Here is a 24009-nt window from a genome sequence, read left to right on the forward strand (position 1 = left end):
ATACTCGCTTGTGCGAGTCGTGCCAGCTTGGGCCGCGATAGCTTGGCCTCTGTTAACCTTCGAGCGAACCGTAGTTGGGCGATCGACGCGCAAGCGCCTGCGCGCCGCTAGACCGGATTGCCTCGCTCGTGAACGCTTGACGACAACGTAGGAGCACGATTCCACATGGCCACTTCGGCAGAACGACGTCTCCGCCCGCAAGAAGTCCGTCGCTTCGGCTCGATCCAGGAACATCACGGCATCCCCGATCTCACCGAGATCCAAACACGCAGCTACCAGGCATTTCTGCAACTCGAGTCCAGTCATGACGCCCGCAAGGACGAGGGACTCGAGGGTGTGCTGCGCGAGATATTCCCGATCGAGAGCTACGACAAGACGCTGCGCCTGGAATACCTGCGCTACGAACTTGGAAAGCCGCGTTACGAGCCGGATGAATGCCGGCAGTTGCGACTGACCTACGGCCGGCCGTTCAAGGTCTGGCTGCGCCTGACCAAGGAACAGCCGATCGAGGAAGAGGTCTACCTGGGTGACATGCCGATCATGATCGGCGGCGGCGAGTTCATCATCAACGGTGCCGAGCGCGTCGTGGTGAGCCAGTTGCACCGCAGCCCGGGCGTCGACTTCGTCAGCGATATCGAAGGGACCGACAAGCGACTGCATAGTTGCCGCATCATTCCCGAGCGCGGTAGCTGGATCGAGCTGAATGTCAACAAGAAGGACAGCCTGACGGTCCGCATCGACCAGAGCGGCAAGTTCTCGGCGATGATGTTGCTGCGGGCGATGGACGCCAAGTACAGCCAGAATGCGCAGCTCATCCGTTGCTTCTACGAGACGGCGAACGAAACGGTCGTGGACGGGCGCAGTGCCGGCAAGCTGGAAGGCAAAATCGCGGTCAATGACGTCGTCTACCCGTCGTCCAGCGAGCGGGCCGGCGAAATCATCCTGGAAAGCGGCCAGAAGATCACTAAGAACGCGGCCGAGTTGATCTGCACCTCGGGCCTGTCGTCGGTCGAAGTGATGCCGGACGTCAAAGACCCGTTGATCTTCAATTGCTTGCAGGAAGACAACACGGCCAGCCATGAAGAAGCGCTGCTGAAGATCTACCAGCGTCTGCGGCCGGGCAATCCGCCGCAACTGGAGAAGGCGCGCTCGTTGTTCTTCGAGAAGTTCTTCGATACGAATCGTTACCGCCTGGGCAAGGTCGGTCGGTTCCGCATCAATCGCAAGCTGGCGCTGAAAACCCCCGAAACCGAGATGACGCTGCGGCCCGAAGACTTGATCGCCTCGATCAAGTACCTGTTGCATCTGCGTGCGGATGACGCCGGCTTCGAGATCGACGATATCGATCACCTGGGTAATCGCCGTCTGCGCACGATCGACGAGCTGGCCTGTGACGAACTACGCAAAGGCTTCCTCAAGCTGCGCCGCACCGTCCAAGAGCGCATGAGCTTGAAGGACGTCGAGGATTTGACGCCGCGCAGCCTGATCAATCCGAAAAGCATCTCGGCAGCAATCGAATACTTCTTCGGTCGTGGCGAGCTGTCGCAAGTCGTGGATCAGACGAATCCGCTGTCGATGCTCACGCACGAGCGCCGCTTGTCGGCCCTCGGCCCTGGCGGTTTGAATCGCAAGCGAGCCGGCTTTGAAGTGCGCGACGTACACATTTCGCACTACGGCCGTATCTGCCCGATTGAGACGCCGGAAGGAACGAACATCGGTTTGATTTCGAGCTTGGGCATTTACGCCGGCGTCGATTCGTACGGCTTCCTGGTCACCCCGTATCGGAAGGTGAACAAGGGGAAGCTGTCCGACGAGGTCGTCTGGCTGCGTGCCGATCAAGAAAGCGAAGCGTACCTGGCTCCGGCCGATACGCCGGTCGAGAAGGGGAAGATGCAGGGCGAGACGATCATCGCCCGGTACCGTGCCGACTTCGAGTTGGCGCCGATCGACAAGATCGAATACATGGACGTCGCGCCCAGCCAGATGGTGGGCGTGTCGGCCGGGTTGATCCCGTTCTTGGAACATGACGATGCGAACCGCGCGTTGATGGGTTCGAACATGCAGCGGCAAGCCGTGCCGCTGTTGGTGACCGAACCGCCGATCGTGGCGACGGGCATGGAGCGCGACGTCGCGCAGAATTCGGGCATGCTCGTGCGAGCCCGCAAGAAGGGAACCGTCACCTACGTCGATTCCACTCGCATTGAGATCGGCTCGGAAGTCTACCCGCTGCGCAAGTTCGTGGGGCTGAATGAGCGCACCTGCCAGAACCAAAAGCCGATCATCGAACTGGGGCAGAAGGTCGAGAAGGGGGACGTGCTGGCCGACGGTGCCGCCACCTTCCAAGGTGAGTTGGCACTGGGACGCAACGTCCTGGTGGGCTTCATGGCCTGGGACGGCTTCAACTTCGAAGACGCCATTATCATCAGCGAAGACCTGGTGAAGGACGATACGTACACTTCGCTGCACATCGAAGAGTTCGATATCGAAATTCGCGAAACCAAGCTGGGACGCGAAGAGTTCACCCGCGATATTCCCAACGTCAGCGAGAAGGCCCTGCGCAATCTCGATGACGGCGGCATCGTGCGGATCGGTACCTATGTCCGGCCGGGCGACATCCTGGTGGGCAAGGTCTCGCCGAAGTCGAAGACGGAGCTGACGCCCGAAGAGAAATTGCTGCACGCGATTTTCGGTCGTGCCGGCGAAGACGTGAAGAACGACTCGCTGGAAGTTCCCTCTGGCGTGGAAGGAATCGTGATCGACACGCAGAAGTTCTCGCGCCGGCTGAGCCTGTCGGAAGATGAACGAAAGGCGTTCGAAAAAGCCTTGAAAGAGGCCGAATCCGAAGGCAACGCCCGCATCGCCCAGACTTTCGGCGCGATGGTCGAAGAGCTGGAGACGGTTCTGCAGCGCAAGCTGACCGACGAGGAAGGCAACCCGCTGGTGCGCGACCAGGAGCACAAGTTCGTGGCCGAGCAGGCCAGGAACTTCCGCTTGGAGAAGCTGGATATCCGCAGCCCGCAGCGCAAGACCGAGGTCGAGAAGTCGTTCAAGACGCTGTGGCCCACGGTCGAGACGGCGATCGACGATTGCGATCGCAAGCTCAACTCGATGAAGCGCGGCGATGAGCTGCGCAGCGGCGTGCTGCAGATGGTCAAAGTCTATGTCGCGGCCAAGCGTGTGATTTCGGTGGGCGACAAGATGGCCGGCCGTCACGGTAACAAGGGAGTCATCGCGAAGATTCTACCTCGCGAGGACATGCCCTTCTTGGCGGACGGAACACCGGTGCAGATCCTGCTCAACCCGCTGGGCGTGCCCAGTCGTATGAACGTCGGTCAGATTCTCGAGACGCACCTGGGTTGGGCCGGCGCGAAGCTGGGCTTCCAGGCGATTACGCCGGTATTTGACGGAGCGACTGAGGAAGTGATTCGCAACTGCCTGGTCGAGGCAAATCTACCTCGTCACGGCAAGGCGCAGCTGCACGACGGCCGCACCGGCGAACCGCTCGAGCAAGAGACGACCGTGGGCTACATCTACATGCTCAAGCTGCACCACTTGGTGGACGACAAGGTACATGCCCGGTCGACCGGTCCGTACTCGCTGATCACGCAGCAACCGCTGGGTGGCAAGGCCCGCTTCGGCGGACAGCGATTCGGGGAAATGGAAGTGTGGGCGCTCGAGGCCTATGGCGCCGCGTACATCTTGCAAGAGTTGCTGACGGTGAAGAGCGACGACGTCGAAGGACGTACCAAGATTTACGAATCGATGGTCAAGGGAGAGAACACGCTCGAGGCCGGCACGCCCGCCAGCTTCGACGTTTTGACGAACGAGATTCGCGGCCTCGGCTTGAATATGCAGTTGGAGAAGCGCCGCGTATAGCTGCCCTGTGTGCCGGCAATACCCGCATGGCCGGCGCGCAGCGCGTTTTGATTCCAGGTTGACGAGCGATTGGTCCGCAGGGCCTCGGCAGGATGGCCGGGCCGGAGCGGCCGAGTTCGTCAATAGAACAGAGATTTGATCACCGTCCGGTGACCCGATAAGGAGCCCCTAAAGTGAGTACTGGCGAAAGCTCTTACGATCGGATTAACGATTACGCGTCGGTGAAGATCAGCCTGGCCCGGCCGCACGATATTCGTAGCTGGTCGTTCGGCGAGGTGAAAAAGCCCGAGACGATCAACTACCGCACGTACCGCCCGGAAAAAGACGGGCTATTCTGCGAGCGCATTTTCGGCCCGGAAAAGGACTGGGAATGCGCCTGCGGCAAGTACCGCGGGATGAAGTACAAGGGCATGATCTGCGACCGCTGCGGCGTGAAGGTCACGCATAGCCGCGTGCGCCGCAAGCGCATGGGGCACATCGAGCTGGCCGCGCCAGTGGCGCATATCTGGTTCTTCAAGGCTATGCCCAGCCGGTTGGGCAACCTGTTGGACATGAAGACCACGAGCCTGGAGAAGGTGATCTACTTCCAGGATTACGTCGTCGTCGATCCGAAGGACACGCCGTTAAAGCGTCAGCAGTTGCTGACCGAGGAAGAGTATCGCACGGCGCGCGAAACATACGGCGACGGTTCGTTCGACGCCGACATGGGGGCCGAGGCGGTCCGCAAGCTGCTGATGGCGCTCGACCTGGTGCAGTTGTCGCATGACCTGCGCAAGGACCTGGCCGAGACCGGCTCGAAGCAAAAGCAAAAAGACCTGATCAACCGGTTGAAGATCGTCGAGTCGATCCGCGACAGCGACAACAAGCCGGAATGGATGATCCTGGACGTGATTCCGGTGATTCCGCCGGATCTGCGGCCTTTGGTGCTATTGGACTCGGGCAATTTCGCGACTAGCGATTTGAACGACCTCTACCGCCGCATCATCAACCGCAACAACCGGTTGAAGAAGCTGGTCGATCTGAACGCGCCGGAAGTGATCATCCGCAACGAAAAACGCATGCTGCAGCAGTCGGTCGACGCCCTGTTCGACAACAACCGCTGCAAGCGCCCGGTGCTCGGTTCCAGCAATCGCCCGCTGAAATCGCTGACCGACATGATCAAGGGGAAGCAAGGGCGCTTCCGCGAGAACCTGTTGGGCAAGCGCGTTGATTACTCGGCACGTAGCGTGATCGTGGTTGGTCCGGCCTTGCGGCTGCACCAGTGCGGTCTGCCGAAGAAGATCGCGCTCGAATTGTTTCAGCCGTTCATCATTCGCCGCTTGAAGGAGCTCGGCCACGCCGACACGATCAAGAGCGCGAAGAAGATGCTGGAGCGCAAGGATGACGAGGTGTGGGATATCCTCGAAGAGGTGATCCGCAACCATCCGGTGCTGTTGAATCGTGCTCCTACGTTGCACCGCATCGGCATTCAGGCCTTCGAGCCGACGCTGGTCGAAGGCAACGCCATCAAGCTGCACCCGCTCGTATGCCGCGGGTTCAACGCGGACTTCGACGGTGACCAGATGGCGGTGCACTTGCCGCTGTCGATCGAGGCCCAGGTCGAAGCTCACGTGCTGATGATGTCGACCAACAACATCTTCAGCCCGGCCAATGGCGCGCCGATCATTAGCCCGTCACAGGACGTCGTGATGGGTTGCTATTACATGACGATGTCGTTGCCGGACCGTCAGGGGGACGGCATGTGCTTCAGCTCGTTCGCCGAGGTCCACCTGGCGTACTCGTTGGGCAAGGTCGACACGCACGCGCGGATCAAGGTCAAGCTTCCCCCCTCGCGCCGTCTGAAGACCGAAGGGGAACAGGAAGGCGTGGCGGGCGCGCTGATCGAAACAACCGTCGGGCGCGTCATGTTCAACGACGTGCTGCCCGACGGGATGTACTTCTACAACATTCCGATGCGGTCCAGCGAGTTGGCCAAGGTCATTTCGGACTGCTATGCGATCCTAGGCCGGCGAGCCACGATCGACTTGCTGGACGACATGAACCGGACGGGCTTCCGTTCCAGCACTAAGAGCGGTCTGTCGTTCGCCACGGACGATTTGATCACGCCGCCGACGAAGTCGAAGATTATCGGCGACGCGGAAAAGACGGTGCTCAAGTTCCAGAAGTTGTATCAACGCGGTGTGATCACCGAGGTCGAGCGCTACAACCAGGTGCTGGACGCCTGGACGCACGCTCGCGAACGGATCACGACCGAAATGATGGCCGAGCTCGAGAACGATCAACGGGCGCCGGGCTATGTGAACCCGATCTACCTGATGGCGCACTCCGGTGCCCGCGGTGGTGTCGAGCAGATTCGCCAGTTGGCCGGTATGCGTGGTTTGATGGCCAAGCCGTCGGGTCAGATTATCGAGACGCCGATCAAGGCGAACTTCCGCGAAGGCTTGTCGGTGCTCGAGTACTTCAGCTCGACGCACGGTGCCCGCAAGGGTCTGGCCGATACGGCCTTGAAGACGGCCGACAGCGGTTACTTGACGCGTAAGCTGGCCGACGTGGCGCAAAACGTCGTGATCACGATGGAGGATTGCGGCACGACCCAAGGTATCACCAAGGGTGTGATTTACCGCGGCGAGAAGGTGGAAGTGCGGTTGGCGGATTCGATCCGCGGCCGCGTGAGCCGGGCCAACATCGTGAATCCGATCACGGACGACGTGCTGGTTCGCGAGGACGAACTGATCACCGGGGAAATCGCCCGCCGTATCGAAGAGCTGGGACTGGAGAAGATCCAGGTCCGCAGCCCAATGACTTGCGACGCGACCCTGGGTGTCTGCCGGCGGTGCTACGGCATGGACCTTTCGACCAGCTCAATGGTCGAAGAAGGGATGGCCGTGGGTATCATCGCCGCGCAAAGCATCGGCGAGCCGGGCACGCAGTTGACGATGCGTACGTTCCACATCGGTGGTACCGCGGCCCGCGCGGTGGAAGAGAGCGAAATCCGCGCGAAGAAGCAAGGTATCGCGAAGTTCACTCGCTTGAAGGTCGTGCGCAATGACGAAGGTCAGCAAGTCGTGCTGACGCGGAACGGCGAAATCTCGCTGTTGGATCCCAAGGGACGCGAGCTGGAAAAGTACGAAATTCCCGCGGGTGCCAACCTGATGGTCGACGAAAACCAAGAGGTGCAGATCGGCGCCGTCCTCTGCCAATGGGATCCGCACAGTATTCCGATTCTGGCCGAGGTGGGTGGTAAGGTCCGCTACGAAGACGTCATCGAAGGCGAAACGATGCGTGCCGAGCGCGATCCGAGCGGTCACCAACGCAAGATGATCATCGAGCACAAGGGTGAGTTGCACCCGCAAGTCGTGCTGGAAGATTCGAGCGGCAAGATCCTCGACTTCTATTACATGCCCGAAAAGGCACATATCGAAGTGAACGAAGGGGACCAGATTTCTCCGGGTACCCTGCTGGCCAAGACGCCGCGCGAAGTGTCCGGTACGCAGGACATTACCGGCGGTCTGCCGCGAGTCACCGAGATTTTCGAGGCTCGCAAGCCGAAGGATCCGGCCGTTATCGCCGAGGTCGACGGCACCGTCGAACTGTTGGGCGAGAAGCGCCGCGGCAAGCGGACCATTGTTGTACGCAGCGAGACGGGCATCGAACGCGAACATCTGGTGTCGCACGGCAAGCACTTGCGCGTTCATGCCGGAGACTTCGTTCGGGCCGGCGAGGCGTTGGTCGACGGGCCGCTGGTGCCGCACGACATTCTCCGCATTTCGGGCGAAGAGGCCGTGCAGCACTACCTGGTGCGCGAAATTCAGAACGTTTACCGCAGTCAGCGCGTGGATATCGATGACAAGCACATCGAGATCATCGTGGCTCAGATGCTTCGCAAGGTGCGCATCGAGAGCGTCGGCGATACGGGGCTACTGCCGGGCAGCGTGATGGACCGCTTCGAGTTCCGTGCCGTGAATCAGAATCTGACCGGCTGCTCGAAGATCTCCGAGAAGGGGGATAGCGATTTCGCCGCCGGATCGATCGTACCGAAGGACGCCTTAGAGCAAGTCAACGCCCAGATCGAGGCGCTCGGTGGCGACTCGGCCAAGGGAACCCGTCCGAAGCCGGCCACGGCCAGCACGCAGTTGTTGGGCATTACCAAGGCTGCGGTGCAAAGTGCCAGCTTTATCTCGGCCGCCAGTTTCCAGGAAACCACGAAGGTGCTGACCGAGGCGGCCTTGGCCGGCAAGGTCGATCGCCTGGTGGGTTTGAAGGAAAATGTGATCCTTGGACACTTGGTGCCTGCCGGTACCGGTTTCCACACGTATCAAGAATCCGAAGTCCGCATTCGGCCCGAGGCGCTCGAAGCCTTGGCCGCCGAAAAGGATCGGATCCTCACCCGCAGCTTCCCGCTGTTGGAAGGGGGCAACGAGGGGAACGGTACGCCATCGGGGGACGGTGCCCGCAAGGACACCGCCACGAGCGCTCCGGCGAGCCATGCTCCTTTGAGTAGTTTTCCGTCGAGCAGTACTCCTTCGAGTAGCGTGCCGTCGAGTCTCGACGCATTGCTGGGCGGAGGGGGGGCTGATTCGGGGGGAGACGTCGAAGAATAGGTCGAGCGACGAGTAGAGATTCGAATCTGTCGTGATGTATACCGATCGTCGCCCGAGGCTTGTCTTGACAGCCCCCGGGGATCGGGTAGCTTAAGCAGTTCCCTCATAACGGACTGGTTTCGCCCTGGCGAATCCGGTTCGAGTTGTAGGGTTTGTAAATATTTGACGGATCGCCGGCCCATCGCCGGCAACGTAGAGAACTCGCATGCCAACGATCAATCAGCTCGTGAAGAAAGCGCGTCGCAAGCCGCGCAAGTTCAGCAAGTCGCCAGTCTTGGAGCGCTGCCCGCAGAAGCGCGGCGTGTGCCTCCAGGTCAAGACGATGACGCCGAAGAAGCCGAATTCCGCCCTGCGGAAGATCGCTCGCGTCCGCCTGAGCAACAGCAAGGAAGTTACGGTTTACATTCCGGGCGAAGGGCACAGCTTGCAAGAGCACTCGATCGTGCTCGTGCGCGGCGGCCGCGTCCGCGACTTGCCGGGTGTGCGCTATCACGTTGTCCGCGGTGCGCTTGATACGCTGGGCGTATCGGGGCGTAAGCAATCGCGCAGCTTGTACGGGGCGAAGAAGGGTTAATGCCCTGTTTGCCGGCGTGCTGTTGCGAATGCGTGCTGCTTGCACAGCGATTGAATTTAATTACCGAATATTTTCTCTGAAGATCGCGACGGAATACTTGCCATGGGTCGTATTACTGCCAGCCGTAAATCGCTCGCTCCTGATCCGCGTTACGGCTCGCTGCTGGCCTCGAAATTCATTAATTGCCTGATGCACGACGGCAAGAAGAGCACCGGCCAACGGGTCTTCTACGGGGCGCTCGACATCGTCCGGGATAAGGTGAAGGATGTCGAGCCGATTGACGTCTTCACGCAGGCCGTGAGCAACGTCAAGCCCGAGGTCGAGGTTCGCTCGAAGCGCGTGGGTGGTGCCGCTTACCAGGTGCCGATGCAAGTGAACCGCAATCGCCAGCAATCGTTGGCCATTCGCTGGATTCTGCTGGCGGTGCGTGAGAAGAAGGGGCGCCCCATGCACGAGAAGCTGGCCGAAGAATTCGTGGCTGCGTTCCACCGCGAAGGTGCGGCCGTTTCGCGTCGCGAGAACGTTCACCGCATGGCCGATGCCAACAAGGCGTTCGCGCACTTCGCCTGGTAATTCGTCGACAGATATCATCGCCGCGTCGGGGGCTTGGGCCCCACGCGGCGTTATTTTTGCGCTAGCGTATTTTTGCGTTTGCCCGGACTTGCCGTGAGACGCCTGGGCAGGCGACGCACGAACGGGTCGGCCCTACATTTTCAATCTTTCCCGCGGCTTGCAGCCATGGCGCGACAACTCACCCAACTTCGCAATATCGGCATCATCGCACACATCGATGCCGGCAAGACGACGCTCACCGAGCGGATGTTGTTCTACAGCGGCGCCACGCATCGTATGGGTGATGTGGACCGCGGCAACACCGTGACGGACTACGATCCGGAAGAGCAAGAACGCGGCATTACGATCAATTCGGCCTGCGTCACGTTTCAGTGGCGGGACGTGGTCGTCAACCTGATCGATACGCCCGGGCACGTTGACTTCACGGCCGAGGTCGAGCGCAGCTTGCGCGTGCTGGACGGGGGCGTGGTGGTCTTTAGCGCCCGCGAAGGGGTCGAAGCGCAAAGCGAAACCGTGTGGCGGCAGGCGGATCACTACCAGGTGCCGCGCGTGGCGTTCATCAACAAGATGGACCGCGAAGGGGCCGATTTTTTTGGCACTTTCGACGAGATTCGCAAGCGGCTGGAAGGCAACCCGCTGGCGATCCAGATTCCGATCGGCGTCGGCCCGCCGCACATGCCCGAGGCCTTTCGCGGCGTGATCGACCTGGTGCGCATGAAAATGCTCACGTTCGTCAAAGAGAGCCAGGGGTCCGAAGTCGTCGAGCACGACATCCCCGAAGATTTGCACGCCGAAGCCGAACTGTGGCGCGGGCAGATGCTCGATCAGCTCTTCGATTACTCGAACGAGTTGGGCGAGTTGTTGCTGGCCGAAGAGCCCGTTCCCGAGGAATTGATCCGCAGTGTGATTCGCTCGGCCACGATTCACAGCCTGGTCGTGCCGGTGTTGTGTGGCTCGGCACTGGATCATGCGGGCGTGCAGCCGGTGCTGGACGCGGTCGCTTATTACCTTCCCAGTCCGGCTGACAAGCCGGCGGTCGAGGGAACGGACCCGAAGAAGCCGGATCGTACGTTGTCGCGCAAGCCAGCGACGGACGAGCCTTTTTGCGGCCTGGTTTTCAAAATTCAGGCCGACAAACATGGCGACCTGCACTACATACGGGTCTATTCCGGCGAGCTAAAGGGAAACACCCGCGCTTACAATCCACGCACCGACAAGAAAGAAAACGTCAGCCAGTTGTGGCACATTCAGGCCGACCGGCGCGAACAGGTCGAGCGTGTCGAGGCGGGTGACATCGTCGGCATCATCGGCCTGCGCAACTCGGTGACCGGCGACACGTTGTGCGATCCGAAAGAGCCGATCCTGCTGGAATCGATTGCCTTCCCCGAAACCGTGATCTCGATGGCGATCGAGCCCGAGAGTTCGGCCGAGCGTAAAAAGCTCTCCGACGCGCTCGATATGCTGAAGCGGCAGGACCCCACGTTCCGCGCCCAGGAAAGCGAAGAGACGGGTCAGACCCTGATCAGCGGCATGGGCGAGTTGCACCTGGAAGTGATCAAGCACCGGCTGCTGCGCGACTTCAAATTGAATGTGCGCGTCCATAAGCCGCGAGTCAGCTATCGCGAGACGGTGCAAAAATCGGTTGAAGCAACGGGCGAATGTCACCAGGCTGTGAGCGGGCAGCAACTTTTCGCCAAGGTGCGCATCCGCGTCGAGCCCTTCGAAGGGGACGTGCCCGTCATGGTCACGACCGCGGCCGGCGATTCGATTCCGCCCGATTTTCTGGGGCCGGTGCTCGAGGTTTTGACGCAGCAAGGCGAAGGGGGCGGGTCGCTCGGCTATCCCCTGATGAAGGTGAAAATCACGGTCGTGGGGGGCGAAGCCCGCGAAGGAGAATCGAACGAGCTGGCGTTTCGCCGTGCCGCGGCGGATGCCTTTCACAAGGCGCTGGCGGCCGCGGGGATCGTGCTTTTGGAGCCGATCATGAAGCTGGAAATCGTGACGCCAGAAGAATATATGGGCGATTTCGTCTCCGATCTGCAGCAGCGTCGGGCGACCATCACCCACACGTTCAATCGCGGTCGCAATACCGTGATCGAGGCCGAGGCGCCGCTGGCGACGCTGTTCGGCTACTCGGGCGCCATGCGTGGATTGAGCCAGGGGCGGGCGTCAGCGTCACTTTCGCCCGCGCATTACGGAGCGGCGCCGGCGGCGGTGCTGGACTCGTTCTTGTAGGGGGCGGGCTACTTGAGCGAGCGGGCCGGGCATGATTTCGGACCGGAATTGCCGGTTACGGGAACCTCGCCGGGCTCGAAAATCTGATTGTGGGAGGGGTTTACAGCCCCTGTGAAAAACCTTAGGATTTGCGGTTCGCCCTTCGCGGGGGATAGTTCGCGACTGCGTGTGTAAACCTGTGTTTGGCAACTCGTCGCACGGCTGTTTGAGGAGCGTTTAGTGGCTGGTCATTCGAACGAGACGATTCGCATCAGAATGGAAGCGTATGACCATTCAGTCCTCGATCAAAGTGCGGCGGAAATCGTCGACACGGCGAAGCGCACTGGTTCGGAAGTACACGGCCCGATTCCGCTGCCTACGCGGATTGAGCGTTACACGGTGTTGTCCGGACCGCATATTGATAAGAAAGCGCGTCAGCAGTTCGAAATTCGAACTCACAAGCGCTTGATTGATATCGTGCAGTCGACAGCTAAGACGATCGAGGCATTGAACAAGCTGAGTCTGCCCGCTGGGGTGGATATCAAGATCAAGGCGTCGAGCCGCCACTAACGTAAGTGGCTCGTGCTGCGAGTATCGGCTTGAGGGTGGGTGATCTGGCAGTCGCATGAGCGGGTGGCTCGGTGTGACGTGTCGGCCCAGGGCTCAGCGGGTACTGGTTCAAAACGAAAGAAATTACAGAGTTACTTGTATGCACCGGATGCTGGGCGGGTAAACCGCGGCCATTTCGGCTGCTCGTTCCCGTCGGCGACCTGACGACAAGGCAAATGCGATGGTCAAGGGATTACTCGGCCGCAAGGTCGGGATGACGCAAATTTTTGACGAGTCCGGGAAAGTGGTCCCGGTAACCGTGATCGAGGCCGGCCCCTGCCGCGTCCTGCAGATCCGCACCGCTGACCGCGACGGCTATGAGGCCGTGCAGGTCGGTTTTGGTGATAAGCCTCGTCGTTTGGCCAGTCGCAGCCAGCGTGGTCATGTCGCCCGACTCGAAAGCAAGCGCAGTAAGCGGCTCTCTGCCGCGGGGGCCGAATTGGCTCCCAAGCCGGACTGCGAACCCCAGCGTTTCGTTCGCGAATTTCGCGGCGCTGTTTCTGATGCCACGATCGGCCAAGAGTTGAAGGTTGACGTGTTCGCCGATGTGAAGTCGGTCGATGTCACGGGCATCTCGAAGGGGCGTGGTACCGCGGGTGTCATGAAGCGACACGGCTTCAGCGGCCAGCGCGCGACGCACGGCGTGAAGAAAGTGCATCGTCACGCAGGTTCGACTGGATGCAATACGTTCCCAGCCCGCGTTTTCAAAGGTCGCCGGATGGCTGGCCGCTACGGTGCCGAGCAGAATACCGTCCGCAACCTGAAAGTGGCGGGCGTGGACTTGGAAAACAACTTGTTGTTGGTGCGTGGCGCGATCCCGGGCCCCAATGGCGGCTTCGTCGTGATTCGCCAGACCAATATCCTGTAGAGTGCCATCCGCTGAGATGGCTGGCTGCCCGAGTGCTGGACGGCCACGAGTGATGTGTAAGCAAACAACGAATTGACTTTCGCCAACGAGTGCAGCGATGACACGCCTTCCGGTATACGACAAGACGGGTAAAGAAGTCGGCTCGTACGACATCGAGCCGTCGGATTTGGCGCCGCGCATCAACAAGCAGTTGCTGCACGACGTCGTGGTCATGTATCAGGCGAATCAGCGTCAGGGCACTTTCCGCACGAAGTCGCGCGGTGAAGTGGCCGGCAGCACCAAGAAGATGTATCGGCAGAAGGGCACGGGCAACGCCCGCGCCGGTTCGCGTCGCAGCGGTGTTCGGCGTGGCGGCGGACATATCTTCGCCAAACGGCCGCGCGATTTCTCGTACCGTTTGCCTCGCAAGGCCGTGCAGTTGGCGACGCGGATGGCCGTGGCGTCGAAGATTCGTGACAGCGAGTTGGTTGTCATCGAGGATCTGTCGTTCGCCGCTCCTAAGACCAAGGACATGGCGGCCATTCTCAAGGCGTTGAAGTGCGGCAGTCAAAGCTTGCTGGTCGCGACGGCTGCCCACGATGAGAACGTCTACAAGAGCGCCCGCAACATTGCCGACGTGACGGTTTCGCCTGTGGCGGGCCTGAATGCTTTGAACGTGTTGTTGCCGCGCAAGATGCTGGTGACCCGTGCCGCACTGGACGCCCTGCGTAAGCGGGCGAGCGAGCAGTCGAGCGGATCGCATGCCAAGGAGACGACATAATGCCTGAGCAGCAAAGCCACGATACGCACATCCTGTTGCAACCGCATCAGATTATCCTGCGCCCGCTGGTGACGGAAAAGGGAATGCACCGCTCGACGCGGTACAACGCTTATGCGTTCGAAGTCAATCGCCTGGCGACCAAGATTGATGTGCGACGCGCCGTCGAAGAATTGTTCAACGTGAAGGTCGAGCGTGTTCACACGCAAAACCGCAAAGGAAAGCCGCGTCGCTCGCGATTTCGCAGTGGACGCACGAAGGACTGGAAGAAGGCGATCGTGACGCTCAATGAAGAGCATCGTATCGAGTTCTTCTAGGCCGAAGCTGTTTTCCGAACCGTAGCGAAGTGCCTGTGAATTTTGTGTGGTAGCGAGGCCGTTAGTGCCCGCCGCCCGAGACTGGAAAGCGAAAGGCTGGCCAAATGGGCCTACGAAAATACAAGCCGACCACTGCCGGACGCCGCGGCGCCTCGGTCAGTGATTTCGCCGAGCTGACGCCGGGTTATGTGCCCGAGAAGACGTTGCTGCGCCCGAAGACAAAGACGGGCGGACGCAACAACCAGGGCAAGATCACGGCACGTCATCGTGGCGGTGGCCATAAGCGGCAGTACCGCTTGATCGATTTCCGTCGCAACAAGGACGGCGTTCCCGCACTCGTGCATTCGGTCGAATACGATCCGAACCGCAGTGCCCGTATCGCACTGTTGCACTACGTGGACGGTGAAAAGCGGTACATTCTGGCCCCCAACGGTTTGAAGCAGGGTGACCAGGTGCAAAGCGGTGCCGAGGCTCCTCCTTCGGTTGGCAATTGCCTGCCGATGAAGAGCATCCCGCTGGGCATGACGATTCATAACATCGAGTTGCGACCTGGTTGCGGTGGCGTGCTGTGCCGTTCGGCCGGTACGAGCGCCGTGTTGGCCGCTCGCGATGCGGGCTGGGTGCAGTTGACCCTTCCCAGTGGTGAAATTCGCCGTGTGCCGGCGGACTGCCGGGCCACGATCGGTGCGACGAGCAATGCCGACCACATGAACGTGGTGTTGGGCAAGGCTGGTCGTAAGCGTTGGTTGGGGCGCCGCCCGCACGTGCGTGGTACCGCGATGAACCCGATCGACCATCCGCACGGTGGTGGTGAGGGTCGTACCAAGGGTGGGCGTCATCCGGTCAGCCCGACCGGCAAGCCGGCCAAGGGTGGTGGAACCCGCAAGCCGCGCAAGGCTTCGAACTCGGCGATTGTTCGTCGTCGTCGTTCGCGCCGCTACGGACAACTGAAGCTGCACTAAAAAAATACGTTCGAGAAATAAAACAGTCACATCGGCAAACAGTCAGGCCGTGAAGTAGAGCCCTTACAACGGGCGGAGCCAACGAGCGATGGGAAGATCACTAAAGAAAGGACCGTTCGTCAACGCCAAGCTGTTCCACAAGGTGGAGCAGATGGAGTCGTCGGGCGGAAAGCAGCCGATCAAGACGTGGGCCCGGGCCTGCACGATCGTGCCGGAGTTCGTTGGTCACACGTTCATGGTTCATAACGGCAAGCTGCATTTGAAGGTCTTCGTGACGGAAGACATGGTCGGACACAAACTTGGTGAGTTCTCTCCGACTCGCACCTTCCGCGGCCACGGCGGCAAGTCCAAGAAATCCGGTCCGGGAGGCTGATGTCTCGCGGTGGTCGGCCTGAGGATGGTTTTCTTTCGAGATAGTTTTTTCGACGCAGTGATTAACGACGGGTGGTTCTGCCAGGTGGCAGTGCCGGCAAGAGGATAGAAGACATGGCCTACGAAGCAACGCATCGATTCGCCCGCATCAGCGCCCGCAAGGTGCGGCCGATCGCGGACTTGATTCGCGGCAAGCACGCCGACGAGGCGCTGGACATTCTCCGCTACATGCCCCACCGCGGTGCGCGAATGCTGGAGAAGGTTTTGAAGAGTGCGCTGGGCAACGCCGAAGATCGCCGGGCCCAGAACGTGCAGAACCTGGTCGTGGTCGACGCGCGGGTCGATGGCGGACCGATGTTCAAGCGTGTTCGACCCCGTGCCCGCGGTATGGCGTTCATGGTCAAGCGGCGGATGTCGCACATCCACATCAAGGTAGCGGACTTGTTCGCCCCGGCTGAATAAACGCTGCTTTACGGCGGCGAAATAAACGAATCACTTGTCAGGCGTTCCTAACTCGAACCTGCCAAACAAACACGAGATATTATGGGTCAGAAGGTAAATCCCGTCGGTTTTCGCACGGGGATCATGATCGGCTGGAAGAGCCGCTGGTACGCCTCGAAGCGTGAGTTCAGCGATCTGTTGATCGAAGATCAGAAGATTCGCGCTTTCGTCAAGGACAAGTACCGCTACGCCGGCCTGCCGAAGATCGAGATCGAGCGGACCCGCGACGAGGTGAAGGTTATTCTCTTTGCCGCCCGGCCGGGCATCATCATCGGCCGCAAGGGGCAAGAGGTCGAACGGTTGCAGGCCGAGTTGCAAGAGCTGGTCGGCCGGCGAATCAACATCAAGATTGAGGAAATCGCCCGCCCCGAAATTCAAGCGCAACTGGTCGCCGAGGACATCGCCGAACAGTTGGCCAAGCGAGCCAGCTTCCGCCGCACGATGAAGCGGGCGATGGAACAGACGATGGAAGCGGGTGCGAAGGGGATCAAGATTCAATTGGCCGGCCGGCTGGGCGGTTCGGAAATGGCACGACGCGAAAAGCAAAGCGTCGGTTCGATTCCGTTGTCCACGCTGCGTGCCAAGATCGATTACGGTTTTACTGAAGCCAAGACCGCGCAGGGACACATCGGTGTCCAGGTGTGGGTCAACCAGGGTATGTACGAGGAAGATAACAATGGCGCTGATGCCCAAGAGGGTCAAGCACCGAAAAAGCCAAAGAGGACGTATAAAAGGTAACGCCACGCGTGGCAACCGCGTTGTCTTCGGCGAGTTCGGCTTGCAGACGACGCAGGGGGGCTGGATCCCAGCGGCCACGCTGGAAGCCGGCCGTATCGCCGCGCAGCAATACCTTCGTACCGAGGGTCGGTTGTACGTTCGCGCGTTTCCGCACAAGCCCATTACGTCGATCCCGCTCGAAACCCGCATGGGTAAGGGTAAGGGAGAGCCGGAATATTGGGCCGCGGTGGTGAAGCCCGGGAATATCTTGTACGAGATTTCCGGCGTCACTGAGGACGCTGCGCGACTGTGCTTTCGCCGCTTGGCGCACAAGATGCCTGTGCGCGTACGGTTGATTAAGCGTCGTCCTTTGTAAGCACGCAAACGATAAGCGATACGTACCTGGCCGAGTAGATCGGCCACTAAGCAATAACGACTGAGTGAGCACGGCGATGACGAAGGCCACTGAACTCCGCGAAATGAGCGACGAGCAGTTGACCCTGACTTTGCGCGAGACAGCCGAGAATTTGTTTCGGCTGCGGATCAAGGCGCAGACTGAGCGGTTGGACGCGCCCAGCGAATTGCGGAAGCATCGCCGTTTGATCGCGCGGCTGAAGACGATTCAGACCCAGCGCGAGCAAAAGGCCGCCGCCGGCAAATAGCCGCGGTGGTCGAGGCGACTGCCCGGCCGCAAACGATCAGCAATAAAAGCCCCATACATTCCATCGAGTCACAGGTCAGTACGAGGATTGACGGATGCCGAAGAAGATCGCCATTGGCGTCGTAACGAGCGACAAGATGGCCAAGAGCCGCCGCGTGGAAATTCCGCGGTTGGTGAAGCATGCCCGATACGGAAAGTACTTGCGTCGCAAGACCGTTTGCCACGTGCATGACGAGAAGGAAGAGTCGTCGTTGGGAGATACCGTCGAGATCAGCGAGTGCCGGCCGATGTCCCGTTTGAAGCGGTGGCAACTGGTTCGCGTGGTCAGCAAGAGCCAGGCGGTGGATATCGCAGCGATGCGGGCGGCGGCGAAGTTGGAACAAGCCGAGGCGGAAGCTGCCGGCGAGACAAAAGCCCCCGAATAGGGCGGTGCCGAGTACGGCAGTGCCAATGATGCACAGCCGGCTCGTGACGTACAGCGATTGATCAAGCGACCGGAAAGTTCGATTCAGCAGCAGGTGTGAATCATGATTCAGATGCAGACCCGACTCAACGTGGCCGACAACACCGGCGCGAAGGAAGTCACGTGCATCAAGGTGCTCGGTGGATCACGGCGCCGCACGGCCGGCCTGGGTGACATCGTGGTTTGCAGCGTGAAGAGCGTGATCGCGGGAAGCGACATGAAGAAAGGTGCCGTGGTAAAGGGAGTGATCGTCCGCTGCAAGCAGCCGACGCGTCGCACCGACGGCAGCTACGTCCGCTTCGACCGCAATGCTCTGGTGCTGATCGACAACGATAAGAATCCGCGTGGTACTCGCATCTTCGGCGCCGTGGCGCGTGAGCTGCGGGAACGAAATTTCATGAAGATCGTCAGTTTGGCGTCTGAGGTGGTGTGATGCACATTCGCGTTGGTGACACGGTTGAAGTGATTTGCGGCGATGGCCGCGGCCAGCAGTCTAAAGTACTGTCGGTCGATCACAGCGCCGGCAAGGCGATCGTCGAGGGCGTGAATCGCGTCTACAAGCACATGCGCCGCAGCCAGCGCAATCCGCAAGGCGGACGCTTGTCGAAAGAGATGCCGGTGCAGCTTTCCAACGTGATGTTGGTCTGCCCAGGTTGCGGCAAGGCGTCGCGAACCGGTGCTCGCCGGGCTAATGACGGCAGCAAAGAGCGGTTCTGCAAGAAGTGTGGAGCGAACGCGGGTCAAATCGCGCCATCGCCGTCGAAGTCCGCCAAGAAGAAATAGCGACTGCTTAGAAGAAATTGTGCGAGGGGAGTGAAGGAAATGTCTGCTGCGAAGAAGAAGACGTCGGATGAAAAGGATGAGCAGCGACCGAGTGGTCCGTTGCCGCCGCCGCGTCTGCGCAACCGATACGATCAAGAGGTCCTGCCCGCGCTGTCCAAAAGCCTGGGGCGGAAGAACCTGCTGTCGCTTCCCAAGGTGAAGAAGGTTGTCGTAAACATGGGCGTGGGGGCTGCCATCACCGAGAAGAAATATCTCGAAGAGGCGGTCAGCGCGATTACGCAAATCACGGGACAGAAGCCGCTGATCACGCGCAGTCGCGTGGCGGTGTCCGGTTTTCGTCTCCGCGAGAACATGGACATTGGCTGTAAGGTGACGTTGCGTGGGACGCGGATGTGGGAGTTCCTGGATCGTTTGATCTCGCTGGCGCTGCCCCGAGTGCGCGACTTCCGCGGCTTGAATCCGAACGCGTTCGACGGTCACGGCAACTACAGCCTGGGCTTGTCCGAGCAGTTGGTGTTCCCGGAATTGAATCCCGACAAGTACACCCGCGTGCAAGGCATGAACGTGACGATCGTCACGTCGACCAGCAGCAACGACGAAGCACGCGAGTTGTTGCGGGCGATGGGACTGCCGTTCAAGGTGGAAGAGGAAAAGCAAGCCAAGGCCGGGGTTGCAAGCTAAGGCCGGGCTGGTTGGGGCGGTCGATACCGCCCGGCCCTGGCACGATGTATCGCGCCGTTAGACGCGCTAAAAAACTAACAGCCGAAACGTACTGGATCACGCATGGCAAGTAAGTCAAAGATCGCGAAAGCCCAACGGGTGCCTAAATTCTCATCGCGTCGCGAGTCGCGTTGCAGAATCTGCGGCCGGCCGCGGGCCGTGTATCGCAAGTTCGGTATCTGCCGAATCTGCCTCCGGAATCTGGCTGACAAGGGTTTGATTCCCGGTCTGAAGAAGGCAAGTTGGTAAAGGGATCCCCACGATTATGATGACTGACCCCATCGCCGACATGTTGACCCGCATCCGCAACGCCGTGCGCGTTGAACGGCCCGTGGTCGAAATGCCGCTGTCGAAGGTTAAGCGAGGACTCGCGGAAGTTCTCAAGCGCGAAGGCTATATCTGGGACTGGGAAGAGTTGGACCAGGACCCCGGCAAGCAGTTGCGTTTGCACTTGAAGTATGGTCCCAACGGAGAGATGGTCATTCGCCATATCAAGCGAGTGAGCAAGCCGGGCCGTCGCATTTACAGCGGCGCCACCAGCCTGCGACCAGTGCTCAACGGTTTGGGAATTTCAATAATCAGCACCAGTCGCGGCGTGATCAGCGACCGCGAAGCCCGCCAGCGCAATCTCGGCGGCGAGGTACTGTGCGAACTGTGGTAAGCGTGACGCGCCGCCAGGCTGCCGCGCATTGCTGCGTGTGAGAACGAATTTAAAAGGCAAGAATCATGTCGCGGATCGGAAAGAAGCCCGTTGCTGTTCCCGCCGGCCTGAAGGTCGAGGTCGCGAAGCAGCGCATCGCCGTGGAAGGCCCGCTGGGTAAGCTCGACTGGAACTTCCGGCCCGAGGTGGCGGTGGCGTTCGACGACAAGACGCGGGTCCTGGAGATCACGCGCGGCGACGATTCGCGTCAGTCGCGCGCCTTGCACGGGCTGACCCGGGCGATGATCCAGAATATGGTGGACGGTGTCACCAAGGGTTACGAGAAGAAGCTTGAGATCGTCGGCGTCGGATACCTGGCCGCGGTGCAGGGCGCCGTCTTGCAGTTGCGAGTCGGCTTCGCCAACGAGGTGCATTTGAAGATTCCGGCCGGTCTGAAAGTGACCTGTCCGGATCAAACGCACGTCGTGATCAAAGGGGTCGACAAGCAAATGGTCGGCCAGTTCGCGGCCGAAGCGCGATCCGTGCGGAAGCCAGAGCCTTATAAAGGCAAGGGCATTCGTTACGACGGCGAGCAAGTACGTCGCAAGGCCGGTAAGGCAGTGTCGAAGTAGTAGTGGAATTGAAGAAGTAGTTGGAAAGTTCATGGGGTCGCTGGTCGGACGGTTTTTCACCGCCTGACGGTCGGCCTCGAGATACGAGACGCTCAGGCGTCGGGCGATAATCAGATGAATCACGAGAAGACAAACGCTCACCAACGGCTGCGGCGGCGCTACCGCGTGCGGAATCGCATCAAGGCGGACGCCACGCGTCCTCGGCTGGCGGTTTTCCGCAGCCACAAGCACGTGCATGCCCAGATCATCGATGACAACCAGGGGCATACTCTGGTTGCTGCCAGCACGTCGCAAAAGGACCTGGCGAGCACGGTGAAGTACGGCGGCAACAAGTCCGCGGCGCAGGCCGTGGGGCGCGCGATTGCCGAACGAGCACTGGCGGCCGGCATCAAGGACGTGGCGTTCGATCGTCGCGAGTATCAATATCACGGCCGTGTCGCGGCGCTGGCGCAAGCCGCACGCGAAGCAGGTTTGAATTTCTAAAGGGTTGTTTCAAGACGTCTCACCGCGGCGGATCGAACAGTCCACTCGGTGAATCGCGAAACTAATCGGGAGACTGGTGTGGCTAAAGAAGGCAACACGCGTAGAGACGGCGGCTCTCGTAAAGAAGGCGGCTCGCGAGGCAGCGACCTGATCGAAAAGGTCGTGCAGATCCGCCGTTGCGCGGCAGTGGTCAAGGGTGGACGCCGCTTCAGCTTCTCGGCGATCGTCGTCGTGGGCGATGGCCGTGGCCGGGTCGGCTGGGGCTATGGCAAAGCGAACGAAGTCCCGCCGAGCGTCGAAAAGGCGACCAAGGATGGCTCCCGCAAAATGGTCACCGTCTCGGTCACCGAGGGGTCGATCCCGCACACAGTCCAAGGCCGCTTCGGCGCCTCGCACGTGATCCTGGTTCCGGCCAGCGCCGGCACCGGCGTGATCGCGGGCTCGAGCGTGCGTGCCGTTTGTGAAGCTGCCGGCATCCACAACATTCTGACAAAGAGTTTTGGTTCCACGAATCCTGCCAATCTGGTCAAAGCCACGATTGCCGCCCTGACCAGCCTGCAGTCACGTCAAGACGTGGAGCGGCTGCGCGGAGTTTCCCTCACATGAACTTGCACGACGTCAATCGCGGAATCCACAAGCACAAGAAGCTGAAGCGCGTCGGCCGTGGCCCCGGTTCGGGGCATGGCAAGACGAGCGGTCGCGGCCATAAGGGACAGGGCCAATTGGCGGGCTGGACCTCGCACCCGGCGTTCGAAGGGGGACAGTTTCCTGTCGCCCGGCGCGTACCGAAGCGCGGCTTTCATAACAAGTTCGCCGACGTCATTAAGGCCGTTAACCTGAGCGAATTGAACGAAGTCTTCAAGTCCGGCGACGACGTCACGCTCGAGCGTCTGAAGGAATCGGGCCTGGCCAGCGGCCGGTTCGACGAGCTAAAGATTCTCGGCAACGGCGAGCTGACGAAGAAATTGAAAATCAGTGCCCATCGCTTCAGCGAAGCGGCGCTCGAGAAGATCAAGAAAGCCGGCGGCGAGGCCATCGTCCTGCCCGGCAAGGCCCCCGTGGTTAAGGGGCAGCGGAAGAACAAAGACGCCAAGAAGGCCGCCAAGAGCTAGCACGCCCATCTGGCGGGCGGCACTCGTCCGAAGTTAGAATCGGCGAAGTTGGAATCGGACCGCCGAAACCGCGGTGCGCCTGGGACGTTCGAGCACCTGCACGATCACCATTTTGTTGCCGGCAAGGATTGTCGGCATCTTCGCAGGAAGGATGGAACGAGCCATGTGGGAAAAAATTCGCGTCGTTTTCACCATCCCCGAGTTGCGCCAGAAGATTCTGCTGACGCTCTTGTTTCTAGCGATCTATCGCGTCGGCTGGTGGATTCCGCTGCCGATCGTCGATAACGCCAAGATGGCCGAGTTCTTCGGCTCGCAGGGCGAGGGTGGCCTGGGCACGATGCTCAAGCAGGTTGCCACGTTCAGCGCCACGACGCTCGACCAGGCGACGATCTTCGGCCTGGGGATCATGCCATACATCTCGGCCTCGATTATTTTCCAACTGCTGTCCAGCGTCTGGCGACCGCTCGAGGAATTGAAGAAGGAAGGCGAGAGCGGGCAGAAAAAGATCAACGAATACACACGCTATGCCACGGTCATTCTGTGTCTGGGGCAAAGCTGGTTCTACGTGCGCTACCTGGTGTCGAGCGATTTTGTGCGGCCCGAGTTCCTCGTTAACGGGCAATTATCGCTGAGCTGGTATTTGGTAGCCGTGATGACGATGACGGCCGGCACCGTCTTCTTAATGTGGCTGGGCGAGCAAATCGACGAATTCGGCATCGGCAACGGCATCAGCTTGTTGATCATGGCCGGCATTCTGGCCCGCATGCCGGCGGCCGGCTTCGACCTGATGCGTCCCTTGTTCCAGAACGGCTTCAAGGGACTATCGCTCGGCGGCGGCGCGGATCAGATGGGGGTCGAAAAGCTGATCGTGCTCGTGGCCCTGTTCGTGGGCGTGATCTGCGGCGTGGTGTTCATCACGCAAGGCCAGCGGCGCATCCCGACGCAAAGTGCCAAGCACGTGCGCGGGCGCCGCGTTTATGGCGGTACCCGGCAGTACCTGCCGCTGAAGGTGAATCAGGCGGGCGTGATGCCGATCATTTTCGCTAGCAGCTTGTTAATGTTTCCGGGGCTGCTCTTCACTTGGATCGCCAGTCTGCGACCGGAAAGCGGCCTGCTGCGCGACATCGCCAACGCGTTCTATAACCACTCGTCATTCCTGTACAACTTGATGTACGTGCTGTTGATCTTCTTCTTCTGCTATTTCTGGACGGCAATCTCCTTCAACCCGAAGGACGTCTCGGACAATTTGAAGAGCCACGGCACGTTCATTCCCGGATACCGGCCCGGTAAGCGGACGGCCGATTACCTGGAAAAAGTGATGATTCGGATCACTTATGTGGGGGCCGGGTTCTTGGCGATCGTGGCGATATTGCCGACGATCGTGTCCAACTCGATCAACATCAACTACCAGCTCGCCAGTTTCTACGGAGGGACCGGTCTGCTGATTGCGGTCAGTGTCGCATTCGACCTGGTGCAAAAGATCGACAGTCACCTGGTGATGAGAAACTATCGGGGCTTGCTCGAGTAGTCGAGCGCGTGGGGGCAGGGCGTGCGGGCGCTGTGCCTTTGGGGGG

At 60.2% G+C, this 24009-nt stretch carries 26 protein-coding genes; all 26 read left to right on the forward strand.

Annotation, left to right across the window (positions count from 1 at the left end; genetic code table 11):
• The first annotated feature begins 165 nt into the window (after positions 1-165).
• Positions 166-3876, forward strand: a complete 3711-nt coding sequence (rpoB, locus tag VGN12_08835; GenBank protein HEY4309538.1) for a DNA-directed RNA polymerase subunit beta — start codon at positions 166-168, stop codon at positions 3874-3876.
• A gap of 173 nt (positions 3877-4049) precedes the next feature.
• Positions 4050-8477: a DNA-directed RNA polymerase subunit beta' gene (rpoC, locus tag VGN12_08840; GenBank protein HEY4309539.1), complete on the forward strand. Its 4428-nt coding sequence runs from the start codon at positions 4050-4052 to the stop codon at positions 8475-8477.
• Between the two features lie 205 nt (positions 8478-8682).
• The gene (gene rpsL, locus VGN12_08845; protein HEY4309540.1) at positions 8683-9051 is read left to right on the forward strand and encodes a 30S ribosomal protein S12; all 369 of its coding nucleotides are present in this window, start codon (positions 8683-8685) and stop codon (positions 9049-9051) included.
• 102 nt (positions 9052-9153) lie between these two features.
• Positions 9154-9624, forward strand: a complete 471-nt coding sequence (gene rpsG, locus VGN12_08850; GenBank protein ID HEY4309541.1) for a 30S ribosomal protein S7 — start codon at positions 9154-9156, stop codon at positions 9622-9624.
• A gap of 165 nt (positions 9625-9789) precedes the next feature.
• On the forward strand, positions 9790-11859 hold the full coding sequence (fusA, locus tag VGN12_08855) for an elongation factor G (GenBank protein HEY4309542.1): 2070 nt from the start codon (positions 9790-9792) through the stop codon (positions 11857-11859).
• A gap of 219 nt (positions 11860-12078) precedes the next feature.
• Positions 12079-12408: a 30S ribosomal protein S10 gene (gene rpsJ, locus VGN12_08860; GenBank protein ID HEY4309543.1), complete on the forward strand. Its 330-nt coding sequence runs from the start codon at positions 12079-12081 to the stop codon at positions 12406-12408.
• Between the two features lie 253 nt (positions 12409-12661).
• Positions 12662-13315, forward strand: a complete 654-nt coding sequence (gene rplC, locus VGN12_08865; protein ID HEY4309544.1) for a 50S ribosomal protein L3 — start codon at positions 12662-12664, stop codon at positions 13313-13315.
• A gap of 97 nt (positions 13316-13412) precedes the next feature.
• The gene (gene rplD, locus VGN12_08870) at positions 13413-14075 is read left to right on the forward strand and encodes a 50S ribosomal protein L4 (GenBank protein ID HEY4309545.1); all 663 of its coding nucleotides are present in this window, start codon (positions 13413-13415) and stop codon (positions 14073-14075) included.
• Positions 14075-14389 (forward strand): 50S ribosomal protein L23, encoded by a 315-nt coding sequence (rplW, locus tag VGN12_08875; GenBank protein ID HEY4309546.1) that lies wholly within the window; start codon positions 14075-14077, stop codon positions 14387-14389. The genes rplD and rplW overlap by 1 nt, the downstream gene beginning before the upstream one ends.
• Before the next feature lie 104 nt (positions 14390-14493).
• Positions 14494-15351 carry a 50S ribosomal protein L2 gene (gene rplB, locus VGN12_08880; GenBank protein HEY4309547.1) on the forward strand — a complete coding sequence of 286 codons (858 nt, stop codon included), beginning with the start codon at positions 14494-14496 and terminating at the stop codon, positions 15349-15351.
• A gap of 88 nt (positions 15352-15439) precedes the next feature.
• On the forward strand, positions 15440-15724 hold the full coding sequence (gene rpsS, locus VGN12_08885; GenBank protein ID HEY4309548.1) for a 30S ribosomal protein S19: 285 nt from the start codon (positions 15440-15442) through the stop codon (positions 15722-15724).
• 113 nt (positions 15725-15837) lie between these two features.
• Positions 15838-16185, forward strand: a complete 348-nt coding sequence (gene rplV / locus VGN12_08890) for a 50S ribosomal protein L22 (GenBank protein ID HEY4309549.1) — start codon at positions 15838-15840, stop codon at positions 16183-16185.
• Positions 16186-16266: 81 nt separating this feature from the next.
• Positions 16267-16962 (forward strand): 30S ribosomal protein S3, encoded by a 696-nt coding sequence (rpsC, locus tag VGN12_08895; protein HEY4309550.1) that lies wholly within the window; start codon positions 16267-16269, stop codon positions 16960-16962.
• A complete protein-coding gene (rplP, locus tag VGN12_08900) occupies positions 16901-17317 on the forward strand; it encodes a 50S ribosomal protein L16 (GenBank protein HEY4309551.1) in 417 nt (138 codons plus the stop codon). Before rpsC ends, rplP begins: the two co-directional genes overlap by 62 nt.
• Before the next feature lie 76 nt (positions 17318-17393).
• A complete protein-coding gene (gene rpmC, locus VGN12_08905; protein ID HEY4309552.1) occupies positions 17394-17603 on the forward strand; it encodes a 50S ribosomal protein L29 in 210 nt (69 codons plus the stop codon).
• A 94-nt stretch (positions 17604-17697) separates the two neighbouring features.
• Positions 17698-18027, forward strand: a complete 330-nt coding sequence (rpsQ, locus tag VGN12_08910) for a 30S ribosomal protein S17 (protein HEY4309553.1) — start codon at positions 17698-17700, stop codon at positions 18025-18027.
• 102 nt (positions 18028-18129) lie between these two features.
• The gene (gene rplN, locus VGN12_08915) at positions 18130-18498 is read left to right on the forward strand and encodes a 50S ribosomal protein L14 (protein ID HEY4309554.1); all 369 of its coding nucleotides are present in this window, start codon (positions 18130-18132) and stop codon (positions 18496-18498) included.
• The gene (gene rplX / locus VGN12_08920) at positions 18498-18848 is read left to right on the forward strand and encodes a 50S ribosomal protein L24 (GenBank protein ID HEY4309555.1); all 351 of its coding nucleotides are present in this window, start codon (positions 18498-18500) and stop codon (positions 18846-18848) included. The genes rplN and rplX overlap by 1 nt, the downstream gene beginning before the upstream one ends.
• 39 nt (positions 18849-18887) lie before the next feature.
• Positions 18888-19529, forward strand: a complete 642-nt coding sequence (gene rplE / locus VGN12_08925; protein ID HEY4309556.1) for a 50S ribosomal protein L5 — start codon at positions 18888-18890, stop codon at positions 19527-19529.
• Positions 19530-19631: 102 nt separating this feature from the next.
• Entirely contained in the window at positions 19632-19817 is a 186-nt protein-coding gene (locus tag VGN12_08930; protein ID HEY4309557.1) for a type Z 30S ribosomal protein S14, read from the forward strand.
• 13 nt (positions 19818-19830) lie between these two features.
• On the forward strand, positions 19831-20229 hold the full coding sequence (gene rpsH, locus VGN12_08935) for a 30S ribosomal protein S8 (GenBank protein ID HEY4309558.1): 399 nt from the start codon (positions 19831-19833) through the stop codon (positions 20227-20229).
• Positions 20230-20294: 65 nt separating this feature from the next.
• On the forward strand, positions 20295-20840 hold the full coding sequence (gene rplF, locus VGN12_08940; protein HEY4309559.1) for a 50S ribosomal protein L6: 546 nt from the start codon (positions 20295-20297) through the stop codon (positions 20838-20840).
• Positions 20841-20954: 114 nt separating this feature from the next.
• On the forward strand, positions 20955-21323 hold the full coding sequence (rplR, locus tag VGN12_08945; GenBank protein ID HEY4309560.1) for a 50S ribosomal protein L18: 369 nt from the start codon (positions 20955-20957) through the stop codon (positions 21321-21323).
• 147 nt (positions 21324-21470) lie between these two features.
• Positions 21471-21929 carry a 30S ribosomal protein S5 gene (rpsE, locus tag VGN12_08950; protein HEY4309561.1) on the forward strand — a complete coding sequence of 153 codons (459 nt, stop codon included), beginning with the start codon at positions 21471-21473 and terminating at the stop codon, positions 21927-21929.
• A complete protein-coding gene (gene rplO / locus VGN12_08955) occupies positions 21926-22435 on the forward strand; it encodes a 50S ribosomal protein L15 (protein ID HEY4309562.1) in 510 nt (169 codons plus the stop codon). The genes rpsE and rplO overlap by 4 nt, the downstream gene beginning before the upstream one ends.
• A gap of 163 nt (positions 22436-22598) precedes the next feature.
• Positions 22599-23963: a preprotein translocase subunit SecY gene (gene secY / locus VGN12_08960; GenBank protein HEY4309563.1), complete on the forward strand. Its 1365-nt coding sequence runs from the start codon at positions 22599-22601 to the stop codon at positions 23961-23963.
• Positions 23964-24009: the final 46 nt, after the last annotated feature.

The sequence above is a fragment of the Pirellulales bacterium genome, from assembly GCA_036499395.1.
Taxonomy (GTDB): Bacteria; Planctomycetota; Planctomycetia; order Pirellulales; family JACPPG01; genus JACPPG01.